Source organism: Calothrix sp. CCY 0018 (assembly GCF_963920925.1).
Lineage (GTDB): Bacteria > Cyanobacteriota > Cyanobacteriia > Cyanobacteriales > Nostocaceae > Rivularia.
In genome coordinates, this window is the sequence record NZ_CAWUDI010000074.1 from 1 (window position 1) to 14,591 (window position 14,591).

Genomic DNA, 14,591 nt, shown 5'->3' on the forward strand with positions numbered 1-14,591 from the left:
TTAATTATTAATGCACCATATTTAGTGTACCTCATTTATCTGCAATTTGCTGTATTTCACACAATTTCTTCCCTTTGTTCAAAATCTCCTTCGGAATCAATAACAATCGGGTCATTTTGACAACTACCATAAGTTTGCTCAAGAAAACCGGGGGGATATCCTAGATTTTCTGGTGTTTGTGTTGTTTCAACTGACTGATAAATTACCATTACTTCTACTTCTTTATCTTTCATTCCCAAGGGAATATCTAAATGTAAAATACCATCTGACCCGACACGTTTTTTGAATTTAATACTTTGCATAGTTGATTCTTAGTAATTTATTCAAAATATTCTTGATTACGCTAATTTATCGTAATCCTCTGGTTCAAGATCGGGAACTTTATTTAACACTTGTTGAAATTTATCCCAACTACCACAAGACTGTAACCCACCTCTACGACTAGCAAGTTCTTTTGCTATTCCTTCTTCATCTAATAAAGGTTTACCATTCGCAACTATTTTGGTACGAATTTGTCGTAAACGTTCTCCCAAAGAAGCTTTTTTGACAGAATTTTTAACGTAAAGGAATTCGACAAAATCTAAAACTTCCTCCTGTTTTTCTTTGGGTAAAGAACGCCATTTTGCGGTGGAAATCTTGTTCTGGACTCATAATGACAACCTTTCGATCATAATTAAGTTATTTGACAAACGAATTTAACTTCATTCTATAACTGCCGCGCTATCCTCGGTTTCTTCCCCTTCTAACAACGCTGTTAACGCTTCCATTTCTGACATCGCGGTTTGCAATTTGGTCATAATTTCTGCTGCAATTACGTCTGGTTCCGGTAAATCTTCCCCTGACTGCAAGCTTTCATCCCGCAACCAAGTAATATCAAGATTTTCTCCGCGTTTGACGATTTCTTCTCGACTAAAACACCTCCAGCGTCCCGTTTCTCCGGTATCTACGCGGTTGCTTCCCCCATTCGCGTCATCTCCGTACTCGGTTTCAAATTCTTGGAAATGTTCTTTAGTTAAGGGGGTGCGTTTACCAAAAGTCGGCATATTGGTACGCATATCGTAGAACCAAACTTGCTGGGTATTATCTTTTTCTGTGGTTCCCCGTTGGAAGAATAAGACGTTGGTTTTAACACCTTGAGCGTAGAAAATACCCGTAGGCAATCTCAGAATAGTATGCAAATTGCATTTATCCATCAAATCGGCGCGGATGCTCTTTCCTTGGCTGTCTTCAAACAACACGTTATCCGGTAAAACCACCGCTGCGCGTCCTTCTGGCTTCAGTCCCCGATAAATATGTTGTAAAAATGCTAACTGCTTGTTGGATGTGGGGTAAGTAAAATCATCGCGAGAAGGTAAACCGCCACCTTTTTTAGTACCGAAGGGGGGATTTGTCAGGATAATATTAGCTTTAGACAAGCGCTGTCCGTTAGAAGAAAGCGTATCACCCAAACTAACTTCCCCTTCTATCCCGTGTAGCAGCATATTCATCAACAGCAAGCGGTGGGCATCTTGTACCAACTCAATGCCGTAAAATGCTTTTGTACGTTGAAATTCCTGTATTTCGAGGGGTAAGTCAAATAATTCTGCGGTTTCCTCTTTGATATATCTATCGGCTGCAATCAAAAATCCACCAGTACCCGCTGCGGGATCTTGTATTAGTTCCCCCGGCTGCGGTTTAATTAAATTAACCATACAGTCAATCAACGGACGCGGTGTAAAATATTGTCCCGCACCGGATTTCTTTTCTGAGGCGTTTTTTTCTAAAAGTCCTTCGTAAAGGTCGCCCAAACCCTCTTCCTTGGCGGAATACCAGTCCAAATCGTCTATACTTTTAACCAGCTTATTGAGGATGCGCGGCTGTTTGAGTGCAGTTTGGGCATTAGCAAAGATTGCCTGTATCCGTGGTGAACTTGTATTAGTACCCAATTCTAGCAGCGCGGAACGGTAAAAGTTTAGTTGTTCGATGCCTTCTAAAGTTACTAAATCTTCCCAGCGATAGCCTTCTGGGATTTGATTTTCTGTATCCGTTTCCTTCGCCATCTTCAAGAATAGCAAGTATGTTAACTCCGTCACATAAGCGAGATAAGTAATCCCATCATCCCGCAGTACGTGGCAGAGATTCCAGAGTTTTTGGACGATATCAGTAGTTGCGCTCAAGGTTTTTAATTAACAGTAAGTATATAAATGTCGCTTTGTGATTATACGTAATTTTTGGATATTTATTCAGAGGTGTAGCAACTTATCAAACTCTTATTAGATATGACTTTTTAAACTACATTAGTGAAAATTACACAAATGTGGGCTAAATAATGAGATAAAGGTTGTTAAGAAAACGTTTCCATCACGAGCATCAATACGAACGCGCTACAATCTATCTGGCATTTATTTTTAAGTATAAAAAAGCATCTATGTCTGAAATTACTCGCGCATCGTCAACAAAAATTCAACTACCATCACTGCCACAAAATGTTTTACCAGCTATTAATGAATTTACTAAAGCTTTAGGAATTCCAAGAAATGTATTAGCAAGTGATGAAGATATTGAATATGCTTGGATAGCTTTGCCTCGTGAACTGCGAGATATACCTGACATAAATTCACATGGCGAGCTACTTGCCAGAATGTGTGTTGCAGTAAGTGTAGGACTTTTTGATAGCGCAATCAATTATGCTTGGAATGCTTCAATATTGAAGTTGAGAGAAAAAGTTAAAAACTTTGGTTTACCAATTGTTGCTCAAATTCTTCAAAAAGATTTTGAAGAAAAACATCTTTTGGATAAACAAGATAGTGAATTATTAGAACTTAGTCTTAAGCTTAATCTTGTGACAGAAGAAGGTTATTTATTATTAGACCAATGCAGGGCTACTCGTAATAATTTTTCAGCAGCACATCCATCAATTGGTCAATTAAATGACCGCGAGTTTATTGTGTTTCTTAACAGGTGTGTAACGTATGCTCTTGCTAAATCTTCTTCACTACGAGGTGTTGATATAGGAGCTTTTATTACCGCAGTAAAAGGTTCTCGGTTTGCAGAAGAACAGTGTTCTTTGTGGTTGGGACGTTTAAATGAAACTCATGATGCTCAAAGAGAGTTGTTATTTGGAACAATTCACGGCATTTATTGTGACCCTAATACATTAGAACCTGCACGTTTAAATATAATAGATTTATATAATCATTATAAAGAAAAATTCACTTCAAATATTAGGTCTAACCTGATTAATCAACATTCAGATTACTTAGCAAAAGGCGATACACAACGCCATAAAATATCTGTACAATTTTTTGAAAAAGTAGCTTTAATTAATCTGCTTAATGATTATGAGAAACATAGTATAATTTCAAAAGCTATTAATCAATTATGGAATGCTCATGAAGGATGGAACAATTTTCATAATGAGCCTCCATTTGCAGAACGATTATTAGAACTTTCTGAACAGGGTTCTTTACCTTTAAATATACAAGAAGAATTCGTTGAAAAAGTAGTTGGTTGTTACATTGGAAACGGTAGCGGGTTTTCTTGGAAGGCAGAACCTATATATGAACAAATGATACGTGAATTTTCACCTAAAGAAATTCAACATATGATTGAAATTCCGCAAAAAAAATCTTCTCTTGTAGCAAATCGATTTACAAGTAACTCTACGTGTCGTAGAAAATTTCAAAACGCTCTCAAACTCATTGATATTTCTAGTGTACCTAATGCTGTTCTAATAAACTATAAAAAGCTTGTTGGATGAGAATTTAAGGTTTAAAATTGATGCTTTGACTACCCCACATCTTGCCACAAAGCATCATTAATCTGTACCAAAATAGTTTCCAACTTCCCTTGAAACACCTTATTAATCCGGTTAAAACCTCCCTGCGCTTTAAATTCCCCGGTGTTGAATGCATCTTTATCTACAACGGTTTCTACTTTTAATTGTTTCCCTATTCTTTCCAACCACTTGCGTTGGGGAGTAGTCCAATTTTGAGCAGCGAGGATTTTATTAATTGCCTTATCTACCCGTTGCGAGTAGGGAACAAGTGCATCCCCGATAGCTGCTTGGCGAATGAAACCAATGATACTTGCAGCAATATCTTGATTGGTAAAGTGTCGCCATGCTTCTTGTAAATAAGTTTCTTTGTATCCGGCTTGGTCTAATAGCATACGCAATTCTTTCAACTGCGCTCTGGTTAAGTTGCGGGGGCGTTGGGTAACAACCATCAAAGCAGGAATTTTATTAATGTTTTCTCGCAAAAAGGTCTGGAAGTTATCTAAGTAATCTTCTGGTTGTTCGGCATTACCGTAACCTCTTTCTATACTAATAACTTCGTCGTCATGGCGGGAAATCAATATCGGTTGTCTGCCCCCGTCTTTAGCATCCAACATTTGGGCGATCGCTTTTCGTTGAGCAAACCATTGTTTTACTTCTTCTGGGGAAGCTTGGCGCAGATGTTCTACCATATCATCTAAAGGCATTCCCGCCGCTGTTTCTATATTTTGGCTGTTGGTGTCGCTGATGCTGTGATGTTTGCGCTGTAGTTTGGCAAGCAATTGGTCTACGATGTCTTGAGAAGCTACTGCATTCCTTTCCTTGTCCAATTCATCTACCAGTTGCGTAAAGGTGATGTTGGGATCGACAACGACTGGTTTCATCTGGTTGAAAGGGGCGATCGCATTATATAAATCAACAGCGTCAAATATAGCGGTTTTCAGTTGGATGGAATACAGTAACCACAATGTTGAAACCAACCAAATATATCTGTTAAATTAACAGTTTCAAAAGCTTCTGTAATAGCTTTATCTAAATCTGAGTAAGTTCTCGTTTCTTGTGAGCGTAAAAACTCTTTTACTTTTGACCAAAAATTTTCTATCGGCGAAAAATCTGGTGAATAGGGTGATAAATAAATTAACTGAGCGCCTACCGATTCAATCGCTTCTTTAATACCCACTACTTTATGTGAGCTAAAATTATCCATAACTACACAAGCTCCTTCCCATAAATTAGGGACTAAAACTTGATTAATATAAGTTTCAAAAGCGTTTTTATCATTTCCACCTTTAAAACTCATAGCACCAATAACACCTTTGAGAGCGTTAAGCGAAGCTCTACCGAAGGTAATCGCCCCAATTATAGTTACATTTTTACCACGTTTATCTGGACGTGAGCCATGCGCTCTTTTTCCCTTTTGTGACCTAGCATACAGTCTAGTCATAGCTATATTTACTCCTGACTCGTCAATAAACACTAAGTCGTGCAAGTCAATTTTACGTATATTCTCTAAATACTCTTGTCTTAATATTTTTACTCTATCCGTGTCTTGTTCGGCGGCGTGCAAGGTTTTTTTTTCGAGTTAACTGGAGCTTTTCTAAAGTCTTCCACATTCCTGAGCAGCTGATTTTTATATTAGTTTCTCGCTCCATTTTTACGCATAATTCTTCTAACGTTGCATCATTATTTTCTTCTACTAATTTTTGCAAAATCGGGTAATGCTCGTCCTTTATTTTGGCTGGATTACCACTTTTATGTGGCAATCTTTTTATACTTCCCGTGTCTAAATAACGACTGATTAATCTTTGTACAAAGCTGATACTTACATGGAAGCGTTTAGCAAGTTTTCGATACGAGCCTTCTTTCTTGTGAAAAGCGTGAATAATTTTTTGACGTAGGTCTGTGTCGTAAGCTTTCATAAAATATCATTGATACACCCCTGGTTATATGTTACCGCTTTTGTATTCCACTCAACTGAAAACCGCTATATCCGAAAAACTTCTTTATTAATATCGTCACAGCGTCTGGTAGCACGTCCCAACATTTGTTCGTAGAGTATGCGGGAGTTAACGCGGCGGATAAATACTAAGTTACAAATTGGCGGTACGTCGATACCCGTTGTCAGCAAATCTACGGTAACTGCAATTTTTGGATTGGCTTCGTTTTTAAAACGTCGGATCAACTGCAATGGTTTATCGGCATTACCAGTTATTTTGATGACAGCATCATCATCTACGCTGCCGTATTCTTGCTTTAACGCTTGTTTGAGTTGGTCTACAACAATATCCGCATGGTCGTTACTAACGCAGAAAATCAGCGTTTTTTCTGGCATTGAGGGGTCAATCTCTTGCGCTAAGGCTTCGCAGACTACGCGATTAAATTCGGTGGTGATAACCTGCTTGTTAAATTGTTCTATCTCAATTTTGACTTCATCCGGAGCGTGAACCAAATCAACTTCACCAGTTGCGGGGTCAAAATATTCCATTGCTTCCCCTGCTTGCCAAGAAATTCCCGATTGTGAGAGTCTGGTGGTGATGCGGATGGGTGGTTCGTGGTCTATCAGCCAACCTTCGATGACTGCTTTACGATAGCTGTAGGTATAAACGGGGTCGCCAAAGATTTCCGTAGTATGCAGGGCTGGGGTGGCGGTTAAACCTATTTTTACGGCATCAAAATGGTCGAGTACCCGGCGATATTTGGAAATATAATCGTTGTAATCGCGGAAAGTAAGTTCAGTTTCGCTAAGTTCTCTATCTAGCAGATATCCCCGATGGCATTCGTCAACTACAATACAGTCGTATGTGTCAGCGGTGGGTATAGTGGCATCGTCTGATGGATAAAAAAGACGTTTGACAAAGCTTTGTACCGTAGCAATTTGCACCTTAGTATCCCTATCCGGTGCGCCTTCACCCGGTTCCTTGATATCAAAAATATCAGCAAAAGTTTGTAAACTTTCCATCCGCGTATCTTTGAAAGCATTGGCGGCTTGTTCTCCCAAGGCGCTGCGGTCAACTAAGAATAATACCCGGCGAAACCGTTTGCTTTTGAGCAGGCGATACACCAGGGCGATACAGGTTTTAGTTTTCCCCGTCCCGGTTGCCATTGCTACTAAGATACTGCGGATATCTTCTGACAGTGTTGCTTCTATCTTCTCAATTGCATTGATTTGATATTCCCTTAATTCAAGGTTGTAATTAAAACCTTCTTGCTGTAGTTTTTGGTGTGCTTGCTCTATATCTTGTTCGAGTAAATCAAGCAACCCCTGGGGACTGTACCAAGTAGTAAGGGGACGGCTCAGATTTTGAGTACGGCGCAAATCGCAAAACCAAATACCGCTTTTGGTACGTAATTGCTGCAAGAAATCCCGTCCGTTGGTAGCAAAGACAAATGGTACTTTAAATTCTCCCCACGAACCACCAGCAGCGGAGTATTCTATTCGAGTAGCATCGCTTTGATTTGAAGAAGGTATTTTAAATCCTCGACTGTAGCGTTTTGCTTGCTCGATATCCGCAGCAACATCCTTACTCCGACGCTTGGCTTCTACTACCGCAACGATTTGCAACCCCGCGAATAACGCATAATCAGCCCTGCCGTTTTCAGTCGGAAACTCGGCGATCGCCATATTCTTATTTTTCTGGGGACGAGTACCGTTAGCATAAGTAAAATTCTCCGAATCGGCTTCCCATCCAGCTTCTCGCAGTTGTGCATCAATAAGACGGCGGGTTTCTCGTTCGTCAATGTCTACTTTATCCCCTGCAATTTGCGCTTCCTGAATGGTTTCTTGAATTGTTTGCGGGGATTGGGTTTCGGCAGTAGCTTGAATTGTAGCAAGATGGTTTAACGCTTCAACCTTTGCTGCTTCTGCAACATTCGCGAGTTCTTCCGCCGATACCCTAAGCTGTGCTTCCTGCTGTGCCTTGATTTGCGCCAATTCCGCTGCACTGCGACTGGCGTTTAATTCTTTTTGGAGTTGGGCAAGTTCTTCCTTGAGCGCTCGTGTTTCCTGTTTGGGATTGGGTGGCGGAACAAATGCACCAGGGTCAAAGTTGCGTTGCTTGGTTGTATATTTGTGGAACCATACACCCAGTTCCCTAGCATATTTAAGATTACTTAGTGCCGTGCGGCTGTCGTCTTCTAATGCGTGGTTAGCTTTATTACCTACAAACCGTAATTCATCAAATAAGCGATATACCTTCCCGACGACTATATTCTTATCCCGCAAACGGCGTAATAAATCAATTTGACGCTCATCATACACGTACATCCCCGCTTTAGCTGCTACTAACTGCGCCAAGAGTTCGCCAAATTGCCGTAGTTTGATTAAACAAGTATTGGGGTCATCTGCAAAGTACCGTTCTGCCAACGTACCCAACCGCACCAACTGCGAGTCATGAGACGCAAGGAATCCAAAGTTGGGAGATGGGGGCTGGGAATTGGTCATGAGCAGATGCTATTTAGAAGACTTTTGACATTACCTATTTTTAGCAATGTAGCAAATTATTCTAGTATTTACAATACATTCAGGCGGCTGAATAAGACTTATGTGGCTTACGTTTCCACGTTCAAAGTCCATTAGTAACATCTGCATTTATTGGTGGTGGGTAGTGATGAGTTTGACAGCATAGACGATGGTTTGTTTGTAGAATTGTCTGCGTCTTCGCGCTTCCGGTGAAGCGCGATGGGGTAAGCCATGCGCTACATTGCAATCCGGTTCACTGGATTCCAAAACTCGCTTTTTCGCGAGGCAGCAGATTCATACCGCTTCAGATGCAAAATATCAAAAATGTAAAAAGCTGTAGCTAATTCTGGACAAGGGTTTAGGCTATTGACTAAATTTGTTAGCGTACAGATTTCCCGAAATGGCACGATGACCTAATAACGGTTGACCAAGACTTATGATATTTTTTCGTTACACAACTTTACGTCGTGTCCCGTTTTACAGGTATCTCGGCGGGCATCCTACTTTAACTTCTTGTCCGGCGATGACTACCAATCAAATTTTATTGATGCATTAATCGGCAATATCTACATTCACAAACTCATCACAATTGCAATCACATCTGTGACACTTCGCTGATGTAATAATGTAGTGCCTTGGGAATTAAGTTAAAAGTAAGAAAACTAAGTGTCACACTTTGTCACATATGCTTTAACCACAGTATTTTCAGTAACTGGTGCCGAGCAGCTTACTTGTGCGGTGTTGGATAGCTTGGGGATGAAGTGTTCTATCTGTAAGGGTTTGGACACTTGTAGTATTGTACCTCATTTTTTGCTCAGTTTTGGTTGCAATTAAAATTTGTGAGTGAATAATCAGTGTACTGACTATCTGTACATAAATATTCATTGCTCATATTTTTTATAGCTGATTATTTGACAGGCATCTTAAATTGATAAAAATCATGAGGCAAATATTTTAAGTACTAACTTTTTAAATAAAGATAGTTTGTAAATATAATTTTAGGTTTTTATTATTTTGCATACTTTAAAAAATGAAGTCAATTAATATATATACTAACTTTTAGCCTATAAATTATTAATATATAGATTTTCTCTTATCGTTTAGGGGTTATGTATAAATAACTTGAACAAGTCTTCATAACCAAACGAGTAATTGTCTTGCCCCAACAGATATCTAAAAAAAGACAAGTTCGGCGTTATTCTTACAAGGATGTTTATCGGCAGCCGCCGATGCTGTACAGAAGTCACAATCAGCAATATACGTAAATATACTATACTTATTAATTACATTAATCTTTACGCCTTCAAATAAGCACTTACAACGCCGCCCATGTAGTAGATCGGGCGAATTCTCAACCCAGTCCCATGCTTCAATTCCACCATGCGCCGTGCCCGCCGTGCCAGCATGCCTATGAGGCGGCCTACGCTCCAAGTCGATTAGTCTTATTGCTCCGCATTTAATATGCTAGTCTCTAAAAAGTCCTCAATTAAACATGAATCTTTCCCGACAATACGGGCGCACTTAACAATGTCATATCCATCTAAACCATCTGTTGATCCCGGCGTAACGACCTTCGATGAGTTTGTGCAATTGGCGGATTATTCTTTGATGGACACCTTAAATGCCGATCCTGATGCCACGGTCGATGGGGATGATCGCCGTGCCCGCCAGGTTTTTTCCGGTCATTTCGTACCTGTGACACCCACGCCTCTTGCAGAACCAGAATATGTAACCCATAGCAGCACTTTTTTTAATGAACTTGGGTTGAGCGACGAGCTGGCGTTTAATGAAAAATTTCGCCAGGTATTTTCTGGTGATATCTCTGCTGCGCGTGAGCCTATGCGTCAGGTTGGCTGGGCGACTGGTTATGCACTGTCGATTTATGGCACCGAATATACCCAACAATGTCCATTCGGTACTGGTAATGGTTATGGCGATGGTCGGGCGATATCTGTATTTGAAGGAATAATCAATGGCCAGCGCTGGGAAATGCAATTGAAAGGTGGTGGCCCAACGCCTTATTGCCGTGGTGCCGACGGGCGCGCAGTACTACGTTCAAGTGTACGTGAGTTTCTAGCACAAGAACATATGCAGGCTTTAGGTGTGCCAACATCGCGCGCTTTGACACTGTATGTTTCTAAGTCTGAGACCGTTACCCGGCCTTGGTATTCTCAAGACTCCCATGACCTTGACCCCGATATTTTGGTGGACAATCCTGTGGCCATTTCAACTCGCGTTGCACCATCCTTTTTGCGCGTTGGTCAGCTAGAGTTATTTGCCCGCCGCGCTCTATCCAATGCTCATCCAAGAGCATTAGAAGAGTTGAGCATGATACTATCGCATTTAATTGAGCGAGAATACTTCTTCGACATTAATCAAAACCTTGATTTTGCAGATCAATTGGTTGAGTTGGCTAAGCTATTTCGCCAGCGTCTTACTTCACTGGTGGCTAATTGGCTACGTGTTGGTTATTGCCAGGGTAATTTTAATAGTGACAACTGCGCCGCTGGTGGCTTTACCCTCGACTATGGACCATTTGGGTTTTGTGAAATTTTTGACCCTTGGTTTCAACCTTGGACTGGCGGCGGCAAAAAGTTTTCATTCTTCAATCAGCCAGGAGCAGCAGAAGCGAATTATTATATGTTTTGGAAAGCTGTGAGACCGTTACTGGTAGAAGATGCTGGAGCTTTAGAACAGTTCGATCAATTAGGCCGTGGCTTTTCAGAAGCCATGCAAAAACAAGTCCAAAAAATGTGGGCGACCAAACTTGGCTTAACTGAATTTAACCCAGAGCTATTTAAGAAGTTAATGCAGCTAATGACACACTCGGATGTGGATTACACCATTTTCTTCCGCGAGTTATCCCACATACCAGACGACATCTCAGCATTGAAAAAGAGCTTAAGCGTTAAAACTTCACAACAAGATGAACAATGGCAATCTTGGCTAAAAAGCTGGCGCGACCTCCTGCCCGACGGTAATTTGGCTGAGATATCAACTACGATGAAACAAACTAATCCAAAATACACATGGCGAGAGTGGTTGATTGTCCCTGCCTATCAACAAGCCATGCAAGGTGACTACACGTTAGTTAAAGAGTTGCAAGAAGTACTGAGCTATCCATATGATGAGCATTCACTTGACGTAGAAGATAAATACTATCGTCTAAGACCTAGCGCGTTTTCTGACCTTGGTGGCGTGTCGCACTATAGTTGTTCATCTTGATGTTGAATTACAACAGTCACATATAATGTGATGGTGATTGTATAGACAGTGACATTTAACGGGCTGATGCGTTCAGCTTTGCTGGTGCCGGAGGCAATCGCCGTTCGTGTAACGTCTCGGAGAGAAGGCGGGTCTTCGACCATCGCAATTCGTAAAGCTTGTTTCTTGCTCCTCAATCCAGTCTTTGACTTTGCTGGTATTCTAGCAGTTTTGTTATTTTACTGGCTAGACTGGTATTTACCCGGATGAAACCACTTAAGAGCAAAGCATCATTGCTACTACTGCGCACGTCATAACTGGTTATATAGACCTGTTAGGTTTTTAAAATCGCTTAATTTTCGAGAGCAAAGAATAACCGTTGCTGTGCAGGAACCCTGCTTGGCATCGGTTCATGAAAGTATAGCTATATAAGAGTTGTAAATTCCTCCGTTGCTTTTATTCTTACTTTTTACCTTCAAAAGCAAGAAATTGTGGCTTATGGGCTATCAATGTTGTAATCAACTCCAACCCGAAAAGCCTCTGTTGGGGCTTCCCGATCAACCTTTATTTTTTTTAGAAAACCAAGTTTAATTTAAGTTGAACTTAAAATTGCTATAAATTCAACTCATGAGTATCAGGATAAGCGGTTGCCTTATTTTTAGTGAACCCCTGGTGTCGTGAAACTTTAGTTTGAGTTGAATTTCCGTTCAATCTACCAGTAACTTAAGAATTGAGGCATTTTTATCGCCCGCGAAGCGGCACCAAGGGGGGCTTTTATAACCTCCAATTTTAAAAATCAATTAAGAAGGCCCCTCTTGGGGCAAGATAAAAAAACGTAGTGGTGGCTCAATTCCTGCGGTAACTGTGGGACAGACTGAACTTTATGCTCAAAATTTCAAAAAGCTGGTGTATCAAATTAGGGGTGCCGTAAAACCTATTGCTCAAAACCTTTCTTCTCGTTTACGGGTTGCTGTATTGGTACATTTGTCCGCTCTTTCAACCGATCAATTCGCTTCTTCTCTTGCTCGGTAAATTTGAGTGAATTATTGATAACCCAACCACTATAAATTGAATGATTGGCGGATAAAATTATTTCATTGGTATCGATTCTACGTACTTCCAAGGTGCTGATATCACCATCAAAGCTTAAATTAGCCCTCATGCTATCGCCTTTGATTTCAGTTTGATTCGTACTACCCATGTAGCCCGCAATCTTTACAGCAAACTCTACTGCTTCTGGTTCTGGGGCTAGCTTTGCTGGCTGTGGTAAAGGTTCTTCTATGCTGTGTACGCTGCTTTCGCTTTTTTCTGATGGTTCTATTTGAGAATCAGCATCTGAAGGTTTATTAATTGAGTTTTTCTCGTAGGAAGTAACTTTGGGAGCAGGAAACACTACTTCAACTGGTGGTACAACTGAGGGGTAAGTGGGGCGTGGTGATGTTACTGCTTCTGGTTTCTTGTCTTCGAGATTGCTAACTACTTCATTTATATTCGATTTCTTCTTGGCTTTATTGTCTTCGTAAGTCCCAAACGTTTGCTCGACGGACGGTACAACGCTAACGTAACTCTCCTGCGCTGGCTCAACTACACTTGTATTATCTGTAGTTGATTCAGAAGTAGAAGTGGAATCATCGCTTTTGTGGGTGCTTATTTCGGGGATAATTGATTTTTCTTCTACTAGCTGGACTTGCTGTGGGGCAATTTCAATATCAGTATTTTGGCTTCTACACCAATATGAGAGGTGATCTACCCATTCATCATTAATTGTACGCCCACGCTTATAGCTTTCCATCAACGAACTAATTGGGTCGGAATAATATTGTTGATAACCTACTTCCAAGTGCTTGCGTATACCAATATGCGTATATAGCTTGCCCAAATCCCCACCCTTGAAAGCTTCTCCATCCATGCAATAGCTAATTCCTTTAAGCTTGCCAGTACGGGTAAATTTACAATTAACCTGTATATTATCCTTTAACAACCTTGCTACAAATACGGGCATTTCTGGTTTATCAGCTGCGGCGTTCTCGATCGCGTTTTGCAATCTTTCAACTACATTTAACTCCCCCGCTGCTTTTTCTACGTGTTTGGGATATGCTTTCTTTTTCTCCACCTCCCAACTGCTAGGTTGGGGAATTAAATCATAGTTTTTTTCAATTTGACGCAATAACTTTTCGGTGCGGTAGTAGTCCAAATAATCGTCGTTACACTTACCGTTCACTGATACCCGGTTAATTACTAAATGCATATGGGGTCTAATTTTCCCATCGTATTCCGCATCCTTATGCTGAACCAAAATAAATTGATTGTTTGATAATTCCAAACCTTCGAGTAAATCCTGGGCTATCATACATAATTCCCATTCGTCAAGGATTCTATCGCCAGGGGCGGGACTTAGTGATAAGTGCAGCACTGGTTTTTCTACACGTTGATTTAGTCGTGCAAACTTCCTAAATTCCCATGCTAAATCTGTGGGTGTATTTGAAGCCATATTACTGTTAACTAGCTGTGCGTCTTCCTTACCCAGGACATAAGCAACACAACCGTAGAAACCATTCCCTTTCGTGATATTGCCAATCATTCCAACTCCTCATATATGCCAATTCAATAGCGCGAATCGTCGAAGCGTAAACCTACTCACTTCTCTACGTTCTTCAGAGGGTTGTATTGAAAAGGCATTCCTAGCAACTGTAGTTTAACTTCTTGCAACAATGGTTTTAGGGCTTCAATTTCTGCTAGTGAGGTGTTAACGGGTTCTCCCATTTTGACAGCACGATTGATAGCATATGCAATTTGATTAATATTGTTGCCAATTCTCCCCAATTCCGCATAGGTATCCGAATTTATTGCTGGTGCTGGTGGTGCAATGTGACGATTCTCTACACAATACCGAATAAATTTTGATAAGTTATTCCCCAATCCCGCTTCTTCCGCTTTGGCTTCCCATACTTCTTTCTCTTCTTCCGTTAGCCGCAAGCTAATAAGCGAAGTGCGTTTTGGTTTTGGTTCAACTTTTCGTCCAGCTTTAAAAACTTTTTTATTATTGGTTTTCATCCTATTGGAGCATGATATTAAAACTCATCCCGACATGAAAGTTCAGGTGTTTACCTGTAGACTTCTACGTCCTTTTTAACCTATATTGCAATAAAATAATGCGTATTTATTTTTACTATA

12 protein-coding genes are annotated in these 14,591 nt (G+C 40.5%); 2 read left to right on the forward strand and 10 right to left on the reverse strand.

Annotated elements, in window-relative coordinates:
- Positions 1–56 precede the first annotated feature (56 nt).
- The 3 genes from ACM03V_RS32550 to ACM03V_RS32560 form a co-directional block, all read right to left on the reverse strand.
- Positions 57–302, reverse strand: a complete 246-nt coding sequence (locus ACM03V_RS32550) for a hypothetical protein (protein ID WP_414624952.1) — start codon at positions 300–302, stop codon at positions 57–59.
- 36 nt (positions 303–338) lie between these two features.
- Positions 339–533, reverse strand: a complete 195-nt coding sequence (locus ACM03V_RS32555; protein WP_414624953.1) for a hypothetical protein — start codon at positions 531–533, stop codon at positions 339–341.
- A gap of 168 nt (positions 534–701) precedes the next feature.
- Complete coding sequence (locus ACM03V_RS32560; protein ID WP_414624954.1) at positions 702–2,156, reverse strand: N-6 DNA methylase; 1,455 nt, start codon at positions 2,154–2,156, stop codon at positions 702–704.
- A 251-nt stretch (positions 2,157–2,407) separates the two neighbouring features.
- Here ACM03V_RS32560 and ACM03V_RS32565 point away from each other — a divergent pair, with 251 nt between their 5' ends.
- The gene (locus ACM03V_RS32565) at positions 2,408–3,739 is read left to right on the forward strand and encodes a hypothetical protein (protein WP_414624955.1); all 1,332 of its coding nucleotides are present in this window, start codon (positions 2,408–2,410) and stop codon (positions 3,737–3,739) included.
- Positions 3,740–3,768: 29 nt separating this feature from the next.
- On the opposite strand, the gene ACM03V_RS32570 is transcribed toward ACM03V_RS32565, so the two are convergent.
- From ACM03V_RS32570 to ACM03V_RS32590, 5 genes are all read right to left on the reverse strand, one after another.
- Entirely contained in the window at positions 3,769–4,734 is a 966-nt protein-coding gene (locus ACM03V_RS32570; RefSeq protein ID WP_414624956.1) for a type I restriction-modification enzyme R subunit C-terminal domain-containing protein, read from the reverse strand.
- On the reverse strand, positions 4,695–5,321 hold the full coding sequence (locus ACM03V_RS32575; RefSeq protein ID WP_414624957.1) for an IS630 family transposase: 627 nt from the start codon (positions 5,319–5,321) through the stop codon (positions 4,695–4,697). Before ACM03V_RS32575 ends, ACM03V_RS32570 begins: the two co-directional genes overlap by 40 nt.
- The gene (locus ACM03V_RS32580; RefSeq protein WP_414624958.1) at positions 5,293–5,673 is read right to left on the reverse strand and encodes a helix-turn-helix domain-containing protein; all 381 of its coding nucleotides are present in this window, start codon (positions 5,671–5,673) and stop codon (positions 5,293–5,295) included. Before ACM03V_RS32580 ends, ACM03V_RS32575 begins: the two co-directional genes overlap by 29 nt.
- Before the next feature lie 65 nt (positions 5,674–5,738).
- Positions 5,739–8,195, reverse strand: a complete 2,457-nt coding sequence (gene hsdR, locus ACM03V_RS32585) for a type I restriction-modification system endonuclease (protein WP_414624959.1) — start codon at positions 8,193–8,195, stop codon at positions 5,739–5,741.
- 147 nt (positions 8,196–8,342) lie between these two features.
- On the reverse strand, positions 8,343–8,480 hold the full coding sequence (locus ACM03V_RS32590) for a hypothetical protein (RefSeq protein ID WP_414624960.1): 138 nt from the start codon (positions 8,478–8,480) through the stop codon (positions 8,343–8,345).
- Between the two features lie 1,260 nt (positions 8,481–9,740).
- Here ACM03V_RS32590 and ACM03V_RS32595 point away from each other — a divergent pair.
- Entirely contained in the window at positions 9,741–11,438 is a 1,698-nt protein-coding gene (locus ACM03V_RS32595; RefSeq protein WP_414624961.1) for a protein adenylyltransferase SelO, read from the forward strand.
- 913 nt (positions 11,439–12,351) lie between these two features.
- Here the strand turns inward: ACM03V_RS32595 and ACM03V_RS32600 are convergent.
- Both ACM03V_RS32600 and ACM03V_RS32605 read right to left on the reverse strand, forming a co-directional pair.
- Positions 12,352–13,998, reverse strand: a complete 1,647-nt coding sequence (locus tag ACM03V_RS32600; RefSeq protein WP_414624962.1) for a relaxase/mobilization nuclease domain-containing protein — start codon at positions 13,996–13,998, stop codon at positions 12,352–12,354.
- A gap of 56 nt (positions 13,999–14,054) precedes the next feature.
- Entirely contained in the window at positions 14,055–14,471 is a 417-nt protein-coding gene (locus ACM03V_RS32605) for a plasmid mobilization protein (protein WP_414624963.1), read from the reverse strand.
- Between the last annotated feature and the right edge of the window lie 120 nt (positions 14,472–14,591).